Genomic DNA, 19118 nt, shown 5'->3' with positions numbered 1-19118 from the left:
TATGAGAAATAAAAAAAGAATTTTGATGATAGCGGGTGGTATATTCGTGGTCGTAATAGTAGCTGTTGTAGTTTATTTTCTGGTCAGACAGGATAGCAAAGATCCGGCATTTTCGCCGGATCTGGATGAAAATGCAATAGTACAGACAGACAGGATCGAAGAAAAACCGGAGGGAATCCGTATTCCGGGTTATCCGAGGATCACCATTTCGGCAGATACAAAGGATGTCACAATGAATCTGCAAAACCCGGAAGGAAACCCCTGCTATTTTACATTTGAGATCGTCCTGACAGAAGGGGAAGAAACCATTTATACTTCAAAACTGGTAGAACCGGGAAAAGCGATCACAGATGTTACTTTGTCCCGTGGACTGGAAAAAGGCGAGTATCCGGCTCAGATCAGGATTACAACGACATCTCTGACAGATGGAAGTGAAATGAACGGGGCAAATGTGGAAACTGTTCTTGTTGCACAATAAAAAGGGGGAAAAAGATGAAAAAGAAACTTCTGATCCTGACAGCATTACTGACATTTGCCGTATCTGCCATGACGGTTTCTGCCAAAGCACCGGATAAAACAAATGTGACCTATCAGGTAGATCCATCTTATGAGGTTGTGATTCCATCCGATACAACGGTTCCGTTTCTGACAGAGAACGCAACCTATGGAACCATTGAGATAAAAGAGGCTGTTCTGGAAGAAAATAAATGTATTCTGGTGAAAATGGATACCAGTGGAGCGTTTGTTCATGAAGAACATCCTAAATCTGTTATTCCTTATCAGATCCTGAAAGGGGAAAAAGAATTTAAGAGCCAGAAATACACAAAGGCAGGGGAAACGACAGATCTGACTATTTCCATCAAAAAAGCAGACTGGGAAAAAGCACGAGGCGGAAGCTATAAAACAGCGATCACATTTACCATATCCTATGTGGATCAAAATAGTCTGCTTACACCAATACAGATCCGGGCATCCCAGAGTGAGATCGGTACAACGGTTCCGGAAACGCATACAGTATCGATCGAAGGCAAGCATGCATCAGCACTGTATGTAAAGGGCGATAAGGGATTGAGTGATGCTTACCCCGTACCACGTTTTTCCAAACCGAAATTTAAGATCACAGCAGAAGACGGTTATGAAATAAAGCGCGTCTTATTAAACGGAAAAGATGTGACAAAAAAGGTGAAAAAGGGGACATTAAAGCTCTCCAAGGTCTGTGAAAATCAGGTGATCACGATTAAAACGAAAGCTGTTTCGCAGGAAGATCCGCAGACAACGCAGAAGCCGCAGACGACACAAACACCGCAGACAGAAAAGACGCAGCAGACATCGCAGGCGGCAAAGACGCCACAAGCACCGGAAAAGCAAAATACCGTTAAAAATGCGGAACAAAAACAGGAAATGATCAATCAGGAGCAAGATACCGGGCAGGAACAAGATATCACAGAAACGACCGGACAGGAATCAGAGGAGCAAATGTCTGAATCCGTATCGCAGGGAGAGATCGATACAGCGGATGGAGCCATCGAAAAGGAATCAGAAGTATCCGTCCGGCATTTCAGCTTCTGGTGGCTCCTTTTACTGCTTTTGACTGCCGGTATCATATTATGGCTGATTATTATTTTAAAAAAGAGAAAAAATAATAAAAGTGAGGAAAAACAACTTGACCAATAAATAGAATCTGTCCGTGTAAGGTTGCAACCTCTCCTCCCCATGCTATAATGAATGTTATGAGAATGTGTGTGGAGGAGAGTGTAAAATGGAAAAGCTGCACTTTGCAAAAGGAAGAACCCTTTTGCCTTTAGTCGGGACTTCTTTTGCGCTTGGTAATATGAAAGAGGCGATCGATCTGATAGAAGACGCGCAATCGGCTGAGATCGCGCGTGCGGAAGCCTGCTATTTTACAGCAGATGCAAAGGGCTGTGTGGATCTTGTGAAAAAATATCTGGCAAGTGACGATGTGATGCTGCGCCTGTCAGCGGACATGCTGTATGTATTTGCAAATCTGACACTCGGAAATGCCGGGGAAGCACAGGCAGCGCGTATAGATGTAAAGCAGTGTCTGGAAAGAGCTTTAAAGGAAGCTGCAGATGCCCAGATCAAGGCTTCCTGTGTTTTTGCCTATTATCTGATCAACATTTTTCTGCATATCGAAACAGAAAAAGAAATGCCGGCTTTAGAGGACTGTATTTCTGATCTGCCGGTAGGACAAAGACTGTTTGCGATCAGCATTTTATCGCATGGCATGTATTTAAAAAAAGAATATCTGAAAGCACAAGGGGTCGTACAGACCGCAATGCTGATGGCAGATGCGGTCTATCCGATCCCATTTATCTACTTAAATTGTATTGCTGCCATGTGTCAGATCAATCAAAAAGAACAGGAAGAAGCGATCAGTTCTGTGAAGAAGGCGATTTCCTTTGCGGAAAAAGACGGACTTTTTGAGCCGTTTATAGAATATCATGGGCTGTTGCAGGGTGTTCTGGAGGTCTGCCTGCGAAAAAGTGAACCGGAAATCTACAAAAGACTGGTTGATGGGATCATCGCCTTCAGCCGTGGCTGGATGAAGATTCACAATTCCCAGATGAACAGGGACGTGACGGATCTTCTCACGCCTTTGGAATTTTCCATTGCGATGCTTGCCTGTCGGGACTGGACGAATCAGGAGATCGCACAGCATATGGGATTGTCGGTTAATACGGTGAAGCATTATGTTTCGGATATTTTGGAAAAGCTGCAGATCGATAAGAGAGAAAAAATAAAGGATTTTGTGAACCAGTAAAAGAGCAGTAAGGGCTTTTCTAACAAAAGACGTGATGTTATAATAAAAAAACAAAATACAGAAAGGGGAAAGAAGATTTTAATCTTTCGATTTGTGTATGAAAAAGGGAAAAAATGTAACAGGAAAACGATTGAATTTTTTGTGGGTGATCATTCTGATCGGTAGTGTTCCGCTGCTTACGGCGATCCTGATCCTGACGACCTTCGCTGCAAACAAAATGGAGCAGGAGCTGGAAGACAGTACATATTCCCGTTTGAGGGCGTGTGCGATCTCAGTGGAAAAGTATTTTGAATGGGACATCCGGGAAAATATTCTGGAGAAAGATGATGTAAGTTACGAGTTCATCGATTCTCTGCAAAAGGATGAAATAGAGCTGACTTTCTTTGAAGGAGATACGCGCTATATTACATCCATTAAGGATAAGAGCGGGAAAAGAGTCGAAGGAACAAAAGCAGCAGAAAAGGTATGGAATACAGTCAAAGAGGGAAAAGACTATCAGGCTGATAATGTAGATATTTCAGGAACAAAATACTATGTATATTATACGCCGGTCTGTACGGATGACGGTAAAGTGATCGGTATGGCATTTGCGGGAGAAAAAGAAGAAGTTGTAAACAGTGCAAAAAGTAGCCTGATCCTCAGTTTTGTGGTGATCGCATGGATTCTTGCAGTGATTTATCTGATCATTCTGATCATATTGGCAAGGGTGATCCGTAAGCCACTGGCAAAAACAGCATCTAATATTGAAAATATTGCAAATGGTAATATTTCCGATGAGATCACCGGTTCTTCCATGATTGCGGAAACAGAGAAGCTGATCGGTGCTTCCAAGATCTTGAAAGAAAAGCTGAATGATATCGTTTCCGGTGTAAATGACCATGTGGTCAATCTGCAGCAGGATACATCTGCGCTGAACGAACGGGCAGATTTCTGTAATGACGGTACAAAGCAGATCAGTCAGGCAATGGAGGAATTATCGACTACAGCGGTAACGCTGGCTGAAAATGTACAGGATGTCAATACAAAATCCATGGATATGGGCAATGCGATCACGGATATCGATCAGGATGTACAGGTGCTGAGCGAAAATTCCAAACATATGGAGCAGGCAAACAGTGATGCGACAAGATCGATCGAAACAGTGCTGGACAGCTCTCATCAGTCTGCGGATATTGTCACAAAGATCACAAACCAGATCGAAGAGACCAATCAGGCAATTTCTTCTATCAATGAAGCAGTTGATCTGATCATGGATATTACAGGGCAGACAAGTCTGTTATCCTTAAATGCTTCCATCGAAGCAGCAAGAGCCGGACAGGCAGGACGCGGCTTTGCCGTTGTTGCGGATGAGATCAAGAAGCTTTCCGAGCAGAGTGCGCAGGGCGCAGATGCGATCAAGCAGGTAGCGGATAACATTTTTGAAAAGTCAAATGAAAGTGTTGCGCTTGTCAATGAAGTGAAGAAGCTGATCGGAAAAGAGCAGGAAGATATCACGGTAACGAAAAACAGCTTTGAGATACTCAGCAAAACGATCAGTGATAACCTGGTAGCGGTTTCCCGGATCAGTGAAAAAGCAGAGCAGCTTGATGCGATCAAACAGGCGATCATCGGAAATATCAATGACCTGAGTGCCATTTCCGAAGAAAATGCCGCAAGTAATGAGGAAGTTTCTGCAAATATCACGAATATAGCAGAATCAATAGATCAGATGAATACAGCAACGAGTCATGTAAGTGATGTGTCAGAAGAGCTGGCAAAACTCATGGAATATTTCAAATAAGGACCAGTATGGATTATATTGTATTTGACCTCGAATGGAATCAGGGAATTGCCGGAAAAAGAGAAAGCAGCCACGAGGAGATTCCGTTTGAAATCATAGAAATCGGAGCGATCAAGCTTGATGAACACAAAAATATCATAGGGCAGTTTCAAAAGATCATCAAACCTTCTATATATAAGAAAATGCCTGATATCATAGAAGATATGCTGCATGTGAATATGAAAGAGCTCCGCAGCGGTGATCCGTTTCAGGAAGTTGTGGAAGAATTTTTTGCATGGTGCGGAGAAGACTTTATCTTCTGCAGCTGGGGATCTTTGGATCTTCTGGAGCTGCAGCGGAACATGAAATATTATCAGATGCCGGCTCTGGCGACAGGGCCGATCTGCTTTCTGGATATCCAGAAGCTGTTTGGGATCGCCTTTGAAAACAAAAAGGTTGGCAGAACGCTGGAATATGCGGTAGACAGTCTGCAGATTGAAAAGGATATTCCGTTCCATCGGGCATTCAGTGATGCTTATTATACCGCGCTTGTATTGCAGAAGATCCCGCCGGATATCGAGGAATACTGTTCCTACGATACTTACCAGCTTCCAAAGAGCAAAAAAGAGGAGATCCACAAGGTATTTCCCAGCTATAGTAAATATATTTCCAGAAGTTTCCCGGATAAGGGAAAAGCAATGGAAGACCGGGAGGTTTTATCTACCAGATGCTATATCTGCGATAAAGCGGCGAGAAAAAAGATCCGGTGGTTTACACCAAACGGAAAGCATTATTACAGCGTTTCCTACTGCGAAAAACATGGCTATTTAAAGGGAAAGATCCGTATCCGGAAAAACGTCTGTGATCCGGAAAGTGTATTTGTCATCAAGACAATGAAGCTGATCTCTAAAGAAGATGTAGATAAGATCATTGAAAAAAAGGAACATGCCAGAATCCAGAGACAGATCAGGAGAAGGCATGACAGGGAAAAGAAATAGATTTCTGCAGGAGATGCCATGGCGAAATTTACAAAGCAGGCAATTATGAACTGCCTGCTCGAATTACTAAGTACAAAGCAGCTTGATAAGATCACGGTAAAGGATATCTGTGAAATATGTGAGATCAACAGAAATACCTTCTATTATTATTTTCAGGATATTTACGATGTACTCGATGCGGTATTTCAGAATGAGGCGGAGAAGTCTGTCCGGGATGTCAATGAAGGAGCTTCCTTTTATGAAGAGATCGTCAGATGCTCTCAGATCGTATTTGCCAATAAAAAGGCGATCTTTCATGTTTACCAGTCCAAAAAGGGCGATATTCTGAAAGGATATCTGAGTAAGATCGCCGAGGACTGTGTTGGCAGATATGTGGAAAAAGAGGCAGCAGGCTATGATCTGACAGAAAGCGATAAGCATTATATTACGCTTTTTTACAGCCATGCGATCATCGGCAATACTCTGGAATGGATCGAAAAAGGACTTCCGCCGAGCAGGGATGATCTGATGCACCGCCTGTCTGTATCGTTTCAGGCGACGATCCGTGATATGATCGAAAGCTGCATCAAAGATCAAAAATCAGACAAATAAAGGACAGTGTCTAAAAATCAGACACTGTCTTTTTTTTGTCCATAGAAATTCCGAAAAACGGGCAGTATAGTATAGAAAAACAAAAAGGGAGTGGAACTTATGAAAAGCCTGAAAGCAATTAAAAATTCCTATAGTATTTTGACGATCTGCCTGATCCTTGTAGGAGCAGTCCTTCTGATCTGGCCGCACATGGCACTTGGCGCGATCTGTAAAATGTGTGGTATTTTCCTGATTATATTCGGACTTGTCAAGCTGACCGGCTATTTTTCCAAAGACATATTTCAACTGGCATTTCAATATGACCTGGGACTTGGAATCGCCTCCATTATATTCGGACTTATCATGGTGATTCGTTCCTGGGCAACGATCCAGCTCTTTTCCATCTGCATCGGAATCTTTCTTCTGATCGATGCAGCACTCAAAATGCAGACCGCGTTTGAGTCCAAAAAGTTTGGATTCCGGAACTGGTGGGTAACTTTATTGATCGCCATTATCGTGTGTATTCTCGGTATTTTACTGTTTGCGATGCCATTTCAGACAAGTGGTGTGATCACAAGACTGATCGGAATCAATCTGATCTTAGACGGCGCATTAAATTTATTTGTTGTACAAAGTACAGTCAGAACGATAAAACGGGAGGAGGATGAGATGATCATAGATGAAGACGATTTCCTGAACTAATAAACTTAAGAAAAGAGAACAAGAAAACCAATTTCAAAACAGAAAGGTGGAACTTATTATGAATAAGAATGCAAAATTAGGAGCAGCAGTCGCTTTGGCAGGAGTAGCAGGTGTATTTGCCGTCAGCAGAAAGAAAAAAGCACAGACAGTAAAGCAGACAAGAAAACAGCAGCAGGAGCTTGCAGACTACCGCAATACAGAACGTGGCATGCATGAGAAAAACAGTAAGGGCATTTATTATACGAACGGTAATTATGAAGCATTTGCCCGTCCGGAAAAGCCGGAAGGCATTGAAAATAAATCCGCTTATATCGTAGGCAGCGGACTTGGCGCACTGGCAGCAGCCTGCTTCCTTGTCAGAGATGCGCAGATGCCAGGCAAAAATATCCATATCTTAGAGGCAATGGATATTGCAGGTGGTGCCTGTGATGGTATCAACGATCCGACAAGAGGCTATGTCATGAGAGGCGGACGTGAAATGGAAAACCATTTTGAATGTCTGTGGGATCTGTTCAGAAGCATCCCATCTCTGGAAACAGAAGGTGCCTCCGTTCTGGACGAATATTACTGGCTGAATAAGCATGATCCGAACTATTCTTTATGTCGTGCGACGGAGCATCGCGGACAGGATGCACATACAGACGGTAAATTCGGTCTGAGCCAGAAGGGCTGCATGGAGATCATGAAGCTGTTCTTCACAAAGGATGAAGATCTGTACGATAAAACGATTGAAGATTTCTTCGATGAAGAAGTATTTGATTCTAATTTCTGGCTTTACTGGCGTACCATGTTCGCATTTGAAAACTGGCACAGTGCACTCGAAATGAAGCTTTATATCCAGAGATTTATCCATCATATTGGCGGACTTCCTGATTTCTCCGCATTGAAGTTCACGAAGTATAACCAGTATGAATCCCTGATCCTTCCGATGCAGAAATATCTGGAAAAAGCAGGCGTGCAGATCCAGTTTAACACACAGGTAACCAATGTATTATTTGATATCGACGACGGAAAGAAACGTGCTGCCAGTATTGAATGTCTCGTAAACGGCGAGAAGCAGAGCATTCCGCTGACAGAAAACGATCTTGTATTTGTGACAAACGGAAGCTGTACAGAAGGTACGATCTACGGAAGCCAGAACGAAGCACCGGTAGGTGATGCGGAAGTTCGTACAAGTGGATGCTGGGATCTTTGGAAGAACATTGCAGCGCAGGATCCGTCTTTCGGACATCCTGAGAAATTCTGTGGCGATATTTCCCGTTCCAACTGGGAATCCGCTACCGTAACAACAAGTGATGAGAAGATCATTTCCTATATCAAGAATATCTGCAAGAGAGATCCCAGAACCGGAAATGTTGTAACCGGCGGTATTGTTTCCTGCAAAGATTCAAGCTGGCTTTTAAGCTGGACGATCAACAGACAGGGGCAGTTCAAAGAGCAGAAGAAAGATGAAGTCTGCATCTGGGTTTACAGCCTGTTTACCGACAAACCGGGCGATTATATCAAAAAACCGATGAAGGAATGTACCGGTAAGGAGATCACAGCAGAATGGCTGTATCACTTAGGCGTTCCGGTAGATGAGATCGACGAGCTGGCAGAAAATCATGCAAACTGTACACCGACCATGATGCCATATATCACCGCATTCTTCATGCCAAGAAGAAAAGGTGACAGACCGGACGTTATCCCGGATGGCTGCGATAACTTCGCATTTCTCGGACAGTTCGCTGAAACTCCAAGAGACACGATCTTCACAACAGAGTATTCCGTTCGTACCGCTATGGAAGCTGTATACGGTCTCTGCCATGTCGACAGAGGTGTTCCTGAAGTCTGGGGCAGTGTCTACGATGTGAGAGATCTGCTTGACAGCTCCGTAAAACTCATGGATGGCAAATCTCCTTTAGAGATCCAGCTTCCAGGTCCGCTTAACGCAGCCAAGAAAGCCCTGATCAAGAAAGTAAAAGGAACCGTGATCGAAGATCTTTTGAGAGAGCATAATATCTTAAAAGAGGGAATGTAAGAAATTCCTCTGCCAACTCAAAAATCCCTCTGACATCTGTCAGGGGGATTTTTCTAATATTAAAATCTATTTCATTCTCCTCTTTCTGTCCCGTCTCCGTTTTCTCTGTCCAAATGACTTATTTTTTCGGTTCATCTTAAACTGTATCTTATTTCTGCGCCGTCTGGAGAAATGATAGTTCCGGAAAAAGGCAATCGCTGTAATAAGGAGCAGAAGCAGAACGATCACGCCGATCACAATAGCGATCACCTTGATCACGTTGATAAAGATGATTTTATCGCCCGGTGCGTTATTCTGGGAAACAGAGTCAGATTCCACGACCGGAGAAGTAAAATCATAGGTGTCCTTCTGCGCATTCAGCTCTACCTTTGCCTGTCCGACAGAAACATCATGATAACTGTAGTTGATGGAAGCAACTGCCAGCGGATCAGAGGCATCATCTTCATAGGAAAGTGTGGATGTCAGATCGGAAAAAGTGATGGTATTCGGAACAATCACATAATCATTCGGATTGATGGACATGATCGTTTCGGTTGCACCGAAAATATTGCTGTTGCTTTCAAAAAAGTCGGAGTTGTTTACTGTATAATTCGTTTCATTTTGTGCCACATTGACCCGGCTGAAGTTATTGAAACCGTAGTCAAATAAAGCGATCGTATCTGTAAACTGCGCCGGTGCATCTTCCTTCATGACAACACAGATCAGCTGCATGCCATTTCGCTCCGCACAACTGACAAGCGTCTGATGTGCCTGCGAGGTATAACCGGTCTTACCACCGATATAGCCCTCATACGGATAAGTATTGTTTGTCAGCTTATTGTGTGTATAAAGGTCGATCAGATCAGGCTGTGTTGCAGTCGGTTCTATCGTATAATGGCTTGTGCCTGCTATACGGGTAAGCGTTTCATTGGAAAAGAAGGCTCTTGCGATCGTAGCCAGATCATAAGGGCTTGTATAATGATTTTCATCATGAAGACCGTTTGTAGTCACAAAATGACTGTCCTTGCAGCCAAGCTCTGCAGCCTTTGCATTCATCATATCTACAAAACTGGAAATAGAACCGGCAATATGTTCACCGACTGCATTGCAGACTTCATTTGCGGAATACACAAGGATACCATACAGGCATTGCTCCATCGTAATGGATTGCCCGACGTCCATTCCCATGTTGGAGGATTTCCGTTCAATGCTGAATACCGCTTCATTGGAGAATTCCACCATGTCATTCAGGTCGGAATTTTCAATAGCAACAAGAGTTGTTAAGATTTTTGTCGTACTTGCCGGATAAAGATGCTCGTGAATGTTCTTGGCATACAGGATCGTTCCGGTATTGGCTTCCAGCAGGATCGCACCTTCCGCGCCTACAACAGGACCGGTCGGCCAGCCATCGATCGCGTTGGAATCGATCGGCTCCTCAAGACGCATGGCAGCGTCCATATCATAATCGACCGCTGCAGCGGTATCGCTTGCCTCTGCGTCTGTCGGCTGCGCAAAGGCAGTAATCGTCTGTGTGCAGAGCAGAGAAGCAACGCAAAGCGATAAGATCAGTTTTTTACAATGAAAAGTATGAAATAGCATATATGCTCCTAAAAATGAAATTCAAAATAAATTATACTTTTAATAATAATATACCAATCTATCATACACTATTTCAGGATAAATGAAAATCTTTTGCTATCTTTTTACATAGAAATCATGTAATATACTACTGATATTAGAAAGATATTTTTTGCATGTATCGCGTAAGAATATAAAATTCCCAGTGTTCCAGCATCGGGGATCTATACAGGCAATTATAAAAAGAAAGAGGAAAAAATGAGACTTAGAAATATACCGGGCGCAGATGAAGCCCTCGCAAACAGCAAATATGTGATCAAACAGCCGGAAACTTATCGTGGAAAATTCAGAGAACAGATCTTTCAGAATGAGAATCCGATCCACATTGAGATCGGAATGGGAAAAGGCAAATTTCTGCTGACTATGGCACAGCAAAACCCGGATATCAATTACATTGGAATTGAACTGTATTCCAGTGTGCTTCTGCGAGCAGTGCAGAAAATGGAAGAGCTGGAGAAAGAAAATAACGTACCGGGTAATATCCGATTCCTTTGTGTTGATGCAAGAAAGCTCGGCGAGATCTTTGCAGCAGAAGAGATCGACCGGATCTATCTGAATTTTTCCGATCCATGGCCGAAGGATCGTCATGCCAAGAGACGCCTGCCAAGCAAGGAATTTCTGGCATTATATGATAAATTCCTGAAAAAAGACGGTCAGCTTGAATTCAAAACAGATAATAAAGGTCTGTTTGATTTTGCGATCAGTGAGCTTCCGCTTGCAGGCTGGAAAGAAAAAGCCGTTACTTATGACTTACATCACGATCCGGTTTTAAATGCGGGAAATGTCATGACAGAATATGAGGAAAAATTCTCTGCCAAGGGCAATCCGATCTGTAAGTATATTATTTACAGATAGAAGATTTTTCTATTCTGTGTCAGAAGCGGTCCATTTTACATAAGCCCATTGACGCTTTGTATTGTCAACGGTATTTGTGTCAATAGGTGTTCCACATTCTTGATAAAGGTAGATTGTATACATATTTTCATCCTGCGGATCGACATAAATGGCACTACCCGCCAGCTCAGTATTATTTGCTTCCTCTGCTGTTAAATTTCGCAGATAGTGATATGTTGCAGGCAGCTTATCAACAGGCATGTCATGTGCAAAATAATTTTTGCCCATGACTGTGATCATGGGAGCAGCTACCGTATCATTTGTTCTTGTATCGGAATGCATCCATACGGGCATAACTGTTTTAATGGTAATCATCATAATACACAGACAGGCAGCTATAATGCTCCATTTAATTCCTATGGGCTTCTTCTCCTTATTATTTGTTTTTGCGTCTAGGATGTATTTTTTATTGATATTTCCGAATATCTCTGCGAATTCTTCTTTTTTCATAGTTCAAATCCCCTTTCTAAAAGGTAATTACGCAGTTTCAGGCGAAGGCGGTTCAGTGTGACGGATACATTATTTTCTGTCATGTCAAAATGGGCTGCGATATCGGATATACTGTCAAAATACCAATATCGACATACAAAAATATTTCTTTTATCGGATGGAAGTTTCTTCAAAAAATGATTTATAGCCAGTATAAGTTCTTTGCGGTTGATTTCCTGTTCTACATTGTCTGTACCGGACACAAACTCTGCAATTTCATCAAGAACCAATGGGGCTTGACCGTTGCTCCGTTTGTCTGCAGTATTGTGCTTATATTTGTTTAATGCCAGATTTCTTGTAATTTTTCCAAGGAATGTTGCCAGTATATTTGGTCTGTGTGGTGGCATGGAATTCCATGCATTCATGTATGTATCATTGACGCACTCCTCTGCATCCTGACAGTTACCAAGTATATTTTGGGCGATAGCAGCACAGTAATTACCGTATTTGTCAGCGGTAGCAGAGATTGCCTGTTCATTTCTGTCCCAATATAACTGAACTATCTTTGCATCATCCATCATCCTTCACCGCGCCTTTCTTTTTCCTCGTTCACCTATATACACAACTTTTGCATGTAAATCTTACATATCTTATAAGCTAATTCATCATATCATATTGCGAAATGATCGCATATGGCAGCAAAAAACCTGCAATATAAAATTTTGTAAGTATATTATTTACAGATAGAATGTTTACATGGTATTTGACATATGCTATAATGTCTGCAGACAGAAATGAAAATGTATTCAAGCAATACACAAAGCAAAAGCCTCGGAGGCGGCTTCCTCCGAGGCTTTCTTTTGGCTAATTGTCACTGTCTTTTCTGTCTAGCCATTTGCAGATGCAATGACAAACCACACCTGCCATAACAGAAAATAGAAATGAAAATACTATTTCCAAGCAATACACCTCCCTTCTGTTGCCAGAATGGGATGCGACAACACGATAAGTATAGCATTTTTATATATGTTAGACAATCTCATTTTGTCACATAAGATATGAAATTTTAGAAAAAACCTGCAATATAAAATTTGTAGTAGACAACAAAAATAAAATGTGATAACATATCTCAGTGGTGAGCGGAAATTCTCACTCTCGGGGTGTGGCTCAGCTTGGTAGAGCGCTACGTTCGGGACGTAGAGGTCGCGTGTTCGAATCACGTCACCCCGATTGATTGCAAGTCGAAAGACTTGCTGTATTTTTAATATAAGGCTATGATAAGAACAAGTAATGATCAGGGAAACTGACAGAGAGTTACCGGCTGGTGAGAGGTGCAAGGGAAGCTGATCATGAATACCTCTTTGAGCTGCGCACCAAACGAAACATCCAGTAGGCTGCGACGGAACCTGACCGTTATAACAGGAGAGTATGTATGTACTTGATGAGGCAGAAGCCGTGAGGCTTTTGTGAATAAAGGTGGTAACACGAGTATAAACCTCGTCCTTTGATTAGGACGGGGTTTCTTTTTATAGCGAGGAAGAAAATCAAGCGCGAACGAAGTGAGTATTTGATTTTAACCGAGCGTATAACGAGAAATTTAAGAGCACGATAGTGCGGCTGACGCGAAAGCGGCAGAAATTTCGAGTATAAAAGCAGAAAAAATTAAACCAAAACGAAAAAGGAGACGAAAATGACAGTATTTGACGAATTAAAAGCCAGAGGACTTCTGGCACAGCTCACAGACGAAGAAGAGATCAAGGAACTCATCAACAACGGAAAGGCTGTATTCTATATTGGTTTTGACCCAACAGCAGACAGCCTTCATGTAGGCCATTTCATGGCACTTTGCCTGATGAAGAGATTACAGATGGCAGGCAATAAGCCGATCGCGCTGATCGGTGGCGGAACAGGTATGATCGGTGATCCGTCCGGCAGAACAGATATGCGTTCCATGATGACAAAAGAGCAGATCGACCACAACTGCGAATGCTTCAAAAAGCAGATGAGCCGTTTCATCGAATTTGGTGAAGATAAAGCTCTTATGGTCAACAATGCAGATTGGCTCAGAGATCTGAACTACATCGAATTTATCAGAGATATCGGTGCACATTTCTCCGTAAACAACATGCTGCGTGCAGAGTGCTACAAACAGAGAATGGAAAAAGGTCTGAGCTTCTTGGAGTTTAACTACATGATCATGCAGAGCTACGATTTCTTGGCACTGTATGAGAAATACGGCTGTAATATGCAGTTTGGCGGCGATGACCAGTGGAGCAATATGCTCGGTGGTAGAGAACTGATCCGTCGTAAACTCGGAAAAGATGCATATGCCATGACGATCACACTTCTGATGAACTCAGAAGGTAAGAAGATGGGTAAGACACAGAAAGGTGCTGTATGGCTTGATCCAAACAAAACCTCTCCGTTTGAATTCTACCAGTACTGGAGAAATGTCGGCGATCAGGACGTACTGAAATGTATCCGTATGCTGACCTTCCTTCCAATGGAAGAGATCGAGAAAATGGATAGCTGGGAAGGAAGCCAGCTTAACGAGGCAAAAGAAATCCTTGCATTTGAGCTGACAAAGCTTGTACATGGTGAAGAAGAGGCTACAAAAGCACAGGAAAGTGCCAGAGCTTTATTCTCAGCAGGAAATGCTGCTGATATGCCAACTGCAGAGCTTACAGATGAAGATTTTACAGATGGCAGCGTTGATGTGATCACAATGCTTGTAAAATCCGGCCTTGTGGCAAGTCGTTCCGAAGGAAGACGTGCGATCGAGCAGGGCGGTGTATCCATCGATGGCGAAAAAGTAACCGATATCAAGCAGACAGTTGTGAAAGATGCGATTGGAGACGGTATCGTATTAAAACGTGGTAAAAAGAACTTCCGTAAGATCGTAACCGTATAATAAAATAAAAAGATCCAATTGGATACAAATGGGACTATTATGTATATAGTAGTCCCTTTTTATATAATGTCATGCATCGAAGATGCATGATGCAGCCGCGGCCCTTTGCAAAGCAAATTTTATATGGGCCGCGGTTCTAAGAAATGTCATGCATCGAAGATGCATGATGCAGCCGCAGCCCTTTGCAAAACAAATTTTATATGGGCTGCGGTTCTAAGAAATGTTATGGATCGAAGATGTATGATACAATGAATTTGCGCAATATGGAAATTCACTATAATATAGTAGATAGCAATTTATTTCAGAGCAATGAGGCGGATGGATTTTATATGAATAGCAGAGATTTGGAACTGACAAAAGAATTATGGCAGAAACTGCATGATACGCCGGAGCTGTCCGGGCAGGAAACAAAAACAAAGGCAATCCTGAAGGAATATCTGACAAACTATACAACTTTGTCCGTCGTAGAAACGTTGGACTATTTGTACGCTGTATATGAGGAAAAGGATCAGCCAACGATCTGTCTGCGGGCGGATATGGATGCCCTTCCGGACGGAGCAGGCGGCGTATTTCATGGCTGCGGGCATGATGGGCACAGTGCAGCGTTGTTTTTGGGAGCCCTTTGTCTGGAACGGTGCAGACAGGAAGGTAGAAAGATCGGCAAAAGAGTGATTCTGTTGTGGCAGCAGGCAGAGGAAACGGGAGAAGGTGCAAAGCGGGCATGTCCTGTACTGGAAAGGGAATCTGTTTCGGAAATCTATGGCTGTCATAATATTCCGGGCTATCCGCTTGGAGAAGTACTGCTGCGCAAACAAGTATTTGCCTGTGCGTCCAAGGGGCTGATTCTGGATCTGCATGGAAAACAAAGCCATGCGGCTTATCCCGAGCAGGGCATCAATCCGGGATATCTGATCGCCGGGATTGTAAATAAGCTTCCCCTGTGGTGCAAGGATCACAAAAAGGGACTTACGATGGCAAGCATTATTGAAATAAAAGTAGGATCCGAAAATTTTGGCATTTCTGCAGGGGACGGCAGGTTATGTCTGACGCTGCGGGCGCATTACCAGAAGGACTTGGAAGCATTGACAGAAACTATTTCAGCCTATGCAGGGCAGCAGGCTGAGGCAAGCGGAATCACGGTAGAGGTATCGGAAACAGATGCTTTCCCGGATACGGTAAACGATACAGAACTGACAGAGAAGCTGGAGCAGTCATGCATCGAGCATGCACTGCCATACACATATCTGCCAAAGCCAATGCGCTGGTCAGAGGATTTCGGATGGTATCAGAAAAAGTGCAGAGGCGTATTTTTCGGGATCGGCGCAGGAGAGGAAACACCCGGGCTCCACACAGAGTCCTATTGTTATCCCGAAGCATTACTTGAAAAAGCAGGCACGATATGGGACACTATAATCATGCATTGATAAAGCAAAGGAGAAGGTTATGAAAACGATACAGGTTGAAGATATTACCAAAAATATCCGGGAAATGTGCATAGAAGCCAATCATTTCCTGACAGAGGATATGAAAGCTGCCATGGAGCAGGCGTGTAAGGAAGAAAAATCCCCGGTCGGACAGCAGGTGCTTTCGCAGCTTGCAGACAATCTGCAGATCGCAGGCCAGGATATGATCCCCATCTGTCAGGATACAGGAATGGCTGTGATCTTTATGGAGATCGGGCAGGATGTGCATTTTGAAGGCGGTAGTCTGGAAGATGCGGTCAACGAAGGCGTCAGACAGGGCTATGTAGACGGTTATCTGCGCAAATCGGTTGTGAAAGATCCGCTTGAACGTGAAAATACAAAGGACAATACCCCGGCGGTCATCCATTATCAGATCGTTCCGGGCGATCAGGTAAAGATCACTGTTGCACCGAAGGGCTTTGGCAGTGAAAATATGAGCCGCGTATTTATGCTGAAACCGGCAGATGGCATAGAAGGCGTAAAAGCAGCCATTTTAACGGCTGTAAAAGATGCAGGCCCGAATGCGTGCCCGCCTATGGTAGTAGGTGTCGGAATCGGTGGAACCTTTGAAAAGTGTGCGATCATGGCGAAGCAGGCACTTACAAGACCGGTAAACGAGCATTCTGCGATCCCATATGTGGCAGAAATGGAAAAAGAGCTTTTGGAGAATATCAACAAAACAGGAATCGGCCCGGGCGGACTTGGCGGAACCACGACCGCGTTGGCTGTCAATATCAATACCTATCCGACGCATATTGCAGGACTTCCTGTTGCAGTCAACATCTGCTGTCACGTATGCAGACATAGCACATGGGTATTGTAATACAGGCATGAGATGCTATGGCGAAATATCATAGAATAGAGCAGGAATGAAAAACGTTAGATGAATATTCATATCATATAGTTGAAAACAGAAAGGATAATCATGAAGCAATCAATACAGGCACCACTCATAAAAGAAGAAATCCAGAATTTACACGCAGGTGATTCCGTCCTTATTACAGGTACGATTTATACAGCAAGAGATGCGGCGCATAAAAGAATGCAGGAAGCGTTAAAGAACGGAGAGCAGCTTCCGCTTGCAATGGAAGGCAATGTGATCTATTATATGGGGCCTTCGCCGGCAAGGGAAGGCAGACCGATCGGTTCTGCAGGACCGACAACGGCAAGCCGTATGGATAAATATGCCCCGGAGCTTCTTGATCTCGGTCTGAAGGGCATGATCGGAAAAGGAAAACGCTCCAAAGAAGTCATAGATGCGATCGTCAGAAACGGAGCGGTCTATTTTGCCGCAGTCGGCGGAGCAGGCGCACTTCTTTCCAAATCCATTCTTTCTTCGGAAGTGATCGCATATGATGATCTGGGCACAGAAGCGATCCGCAAGCTGGAAGTCAAAGACTTTCCGGCGATCGTTGTAATCGACAAAGACGGCAATAACCTGTATGAAACGGCTGTGAAGGAATATAATACGTTATCCTAGATAAAAGATGCGATGCGGAAAAGTGTACATGGAATCTGTGTAATGATCTGCAGATTTATATGAAAGCATGAAGAATGAAAGAGTTTCTTCCTATATATATGTGGGGTTGAAACAAAATAATACAAGATATAGATTTATAATAGCAAAGCAGGCAGTACTTTATTGTTTGTATACTGACAGGAGAATAAAATGCGAATTGCAATGATGGTTTTGAGAAAGCTCTATCTGGTACCGTTCTTATTTTATCAGATATGGCTGGCAGGGAAAAAATATATCGGAGATTATATGCCCGGTTTTCTGATCGGGAAGAAAATCTCCACACATGCCATACAGGCGGGCAATATCACTCCCGAGATCCATGGGATAGAAAATATACCAAAAGAAGACGGTTTTATCTTTTATCCCAATCATCAGGGGCTATTTGACGTACTGATGTTTTTTTATTCCTCCCCAAAGCCGTTTGCATTTGTGATCAAAAAAGAAGCCAGAAATGTGATCCTGTTAAAGCAGGCGATCCAGGCGACAGGCTCCCTTCCGATGGACAGAGAAGATCTAAGGCAGTCCATGCAGGTCATCAATCAGGTTGCCAAAGAAGTACAGCAGGGAAGAAACTATATCATATTCCCGGAAGGAACACGCAGCAAAATGGGGAATAAGCTGCTGGAGTTCAAGGGCGGAAGCTTTAAAGCTGCCCAGAAAGCAAAATGCCCGATCGTTCCCTGTGCGCTTATCAATTCCTTTGTTCCGTTTGATGAAAACTCCGTAAGACAGGTGACGGTAAAGCTCATCTATTTAAAGCCGCTGTATTATGAAGAATACCAGCATATGCGCTCCAATGAGATCGCAGAAGAGGTAAAACGCCGTATTGAAGAGGCGATCGAAAAGAATTTATAGTTTATGGTTGACAAACAAAATAGGCTTATGTATAATAACATTTGCGTCAGATGACGTGTAACTTTATATTGGTAGAGGATAAAGTTCAGTAGTAAGGAGAAATACTCAAGAGGCTGAAGAGGCGCCCCTGCTAAGGGTGTAGGTCGTTCACGCGGCGCGAGGGTTCAAATCCCTCTTTCTCCGTTTCATATCAAGATGAAAATGAATCTTGACACGTTCAGGATTCCTTTTTTTCGCCCGGGACTTTGGTCGAATAAATTTCGACAGAGTAACACAAAAAAGTGTTGACAAAGAACGAACGGGATGATATGATAAGATTCCACCGCGAAAAAGTGGTGGAGATGAGATTGAAAAATCTCAAAAAAATAAATAAAAAGGTGTTGACAAACGGCAAGACACATGATATTATATCAGAGTTGCGTCGAGAGATACAACACAGAACCTTGACAAATAAACAGCAATGCAACCCTGAAAATTCTAAAAAAGAATTGTTCAGAGAACAAAACCTAAACAAAGTAAATTAACGGTTAAACTTAGCTAGAGTTAATTTTGACCAAAGATCAAAACTTAAACATGAGAGTTTGATCCTGGCTCAGGAT

General features: G+C 43.1%; 17 protein-coding genes, 2 tRNA genes and 1 other annotated feature. Of the genes, 16 read left to right on the top strand and 3 right to left on the bottom strand.

The genetic code is table 11. The features are described from left to right. Window position 1: 1 nt before the first annotated feature. From KQI22_RS12285 to KQI22_RS12250, 8 genes are all read left to right on the top strand, one after another. On the top strand, window positions 2–478 hold the full coding sequence (locus tag KQI22_RS12285) for a hypothetical protein (protein WP_216552773.1): 477 nt from the start codon (window positions 2–4) through the stop codon (window positions 476–478). Between the two features lie 14 nt (window positions 479–492). Next, entirely contained in the window at window positions 493–1674 is a 1182-nt protein-coding gene (locus KQI22_RS12280; RefSeq protein WP_216552771.1) for a hypothetical protein, read from the top strand. Window positions 1675–1759: 85 nt separating this feature from the next. Beyond that, window positions 1760–2782 (top strand): response regulator transcription factor, encoded by a 1023-nt coding sequence (locus KQI22_RS12275; protein ID WP_216552769.1) that lies wholly within the window; start codon window positions 1760–1762, stop codon window positions 2780–2782. 97 nt (window positions 2783–2879) lie between these two features. Beyond that, a complete protein-coding gene (locus tag KQI22_RS12270) occupies window positions 2880–4562 on the top strand; it encodes a methyl-accepting chemotaxis protein (protein ID WP_216552767.1) in 1683 nt (560 codons plus the stop codon). An 8-nt stretch (window positions 4563–4570) separates the two neighbouring features. After that, complete coding sequence (locus KQI22_RS12265) at window positions 4571–5539, top strand: 3'-5' exonuclease (RefSeq protein ID WP_216552765.1); 969 nt, start codon at window positions 4571–4573, stop codon at window positions 5537–5539. An 18-nt stretch (window positions 5540–5557) separates the two neighbouring features. Continuing rightward, window positions 5558–6130: a TetR/AcrR family transcriptional regulator gene (locus tag KQI22_RS12260; protein WP_216552763.1), complete on the top strand. Its 573-nt coding sequence runs from the start codon at window positions 5558–5560 to the stop codon at window positions 6128–6130. Window positions 6131–6229: 99 nt separating this feature from the next. Further along, window positions 6230–6811, top strand: coding sequence for an HdeD family acid-resistance protein (locus KQI22_RS12255; RefSeq protein WP_022003564.1), 582 nt, complete (start codon window positions 6230–6232; stop codon window positions 6809–6811). Between the two features lie 58 nt (window positions 6812–6869). Continuing rightward, complete coding sequence (locus KQI22_RS12250; RefSeq protein WP_216552760.1) at window positions 6870–8831, top strand: oleate hydratase; 1962 nt, start codon at window positions 6870–6872, stop codon at window positions 8829–8831. Between the two features lie 66 nt (window positions 8832–8897). Here KQI22_RS12250 and KQI22_RS12245 read toward each other — a convergent pair whose 3' ends face one another. Further along, the gene (locus tag KQI22_RS12245; RefSeq protein WP_216552757.1) at window positions 8898–10409 is read right to left on the bottom strand and encodes a D-alanyl-D-alanine carboxypeptidase family protein; all 1512 of its coding nucleotides are present in this window, start codon (window positions 10407–10409) and stop codon (window positions 8898–8900) included. A 237-nt stretch (window positions 10410–10646) separates the two neighbouring features. Between KQI22_RS12245 and trmB the strand changes: the two genes are divergently transcribed. Then, the gene (gene trmB, locus KQI22_RS12240; RefSeq protein ID WP_216552755.1) at window positions 10647–11303 is read left to right on the top strand and encodes a tRNA (guanosine(46)-N7)-methyltransferase TrmB; all 657 of its coding nucleotides are present in this window, start codon (window positions 10647–10649) and stop codon (window positions 11301–11303) included. 9 nt (window positions 11304–11312) lie between these two features. Here trmB and KQI22_RS12235 read toward each other — a convergent pair whose 3' ends face one another. Both KQI22_RS12235 and KQI22_RS12230 read right to left on the bottom strand, forming a co-directional pair. Further along, the gene (locus KQI22_RS12235) at window positions 11313–11792 is read right to left on the bottom strand and encodes a hypothetical protein (protein ID WP_216552753.1); all 480 of its coding nucleotides are present in this window, start codon (window positions 11790–11792) and stop codon (window positions 11313–11315) included. Then, window positions 11789–12352, bottom strand: coding sequence for an RNA polymerase sigma factor (locus tag KQI22_RS12230; protein WP_330623376.1), 564 nt, complete (start codon window positions 12350–12352; stop codon window positions 11789–11791). The genes KQI22_RS12235 and KQI22_RS12230 overlap by 4 nt, the downstream gene beginning before the upstream one ends. 575 nt (window positions 12353–12927) lie before the next feature. On the opposite strand from KQI22_RS12230, the gene KQI22_RS12225 reads away from it, so the two are divergent. The 7 genes from KQI22_RS12225 (at window position 12928) to KQI22_RS12195 (ending at window position 18702) form a co-directional block, all read left to right on the top strand. Next, a tRNA-Pro gene (locus KQI22_RS12225) sits at window positions 12928–13001 on the top strand. A 35-nt stretch (window positions 13002–13036) separates the two neighbouring features. Continuing rightward, window positions 13037–13279 (top strand) — a binding site (T-box leader). 182 nt (window positions 13280–13461) lie between these two features. Then, a complete protein-coding gene (gene tyrS / locus KQI22_RS12220; protein WP_216552751.1) occupies window positions 13462–14682 on the top strand; it encodes a tyrosine--tRNA ligase in 1221 nt (406 codons plus the stop codon). Between the two features lie 329 nt (window positions 14683–15011). Then, window positions 15012–16106, top strand: a complete 1095-nt coding sequence (locus KQI22_RS12215) for a M20 metallopeptidase family protein (protein WP_216552749.1) — start codon at window positions 15012–15014, stop codon at window positions 16104–16106. A 19-nt stretch (window positions 16107–16125) separates the two neighbouring features. Further along, window positions 16126–16968: a fumarate hydratase gene (locus tag KQI22_RS12210; protein ID WP_216552747.1), complete on the top strand. Its 843-nt coding sequence runs from the start codon at window positions 16126–16128 to the stop codon at window positions 16966–16968. Between the two features lie 102 nt (window positions 16969–17070). After that, window positions 17071–17625 (top strand): Fe-S-containing hydro-lyase, encoded by a 555-nt coding sequence (locus KQI22_RS12205; RefSeq protein ID WP_216552745.1) that lies wholly within the window; start codon window positions 17071–17073, stop codon window positions 17623–17625. A 189-nt stretch (window positions 17626–17814) separates the two neighbouring features. Beyond that, the gene (locus KQI22_RS12200; protein WP_216552743.1) at window positions 17815–18519 is read left to right on the top strand and encodes a lysophospholipid acyltransferase family protein; all 705 of its coding nucleotides are present in this window, start codon (window positions 17815–17817) and stop codon (window positions 18517–18519) included. A 95-nt stretch (window positions 18520–18614) separates the two neighbouring features. Beyond that, window positions 18615–18702 (top strand) — tRNA-Ser (locus tag KQI22_RS12195). Window positions 18703–19118 lie beyond the last annotated feature (416 nt).

The sequence above is a fragment of the Kineothrix sp. MSJ-39 genome (assembly GCF_018917935.1).
GTDB lineage: Bacteria > Bacillota > Clostridia > Lachnospirales > Lachnospiraceae > CAG-194.
The sequence above is the reverse complement of the archived record's forward strand: the minus strand, read 5'-3'. Positions and strand labels throughout refer to the sequence as shown.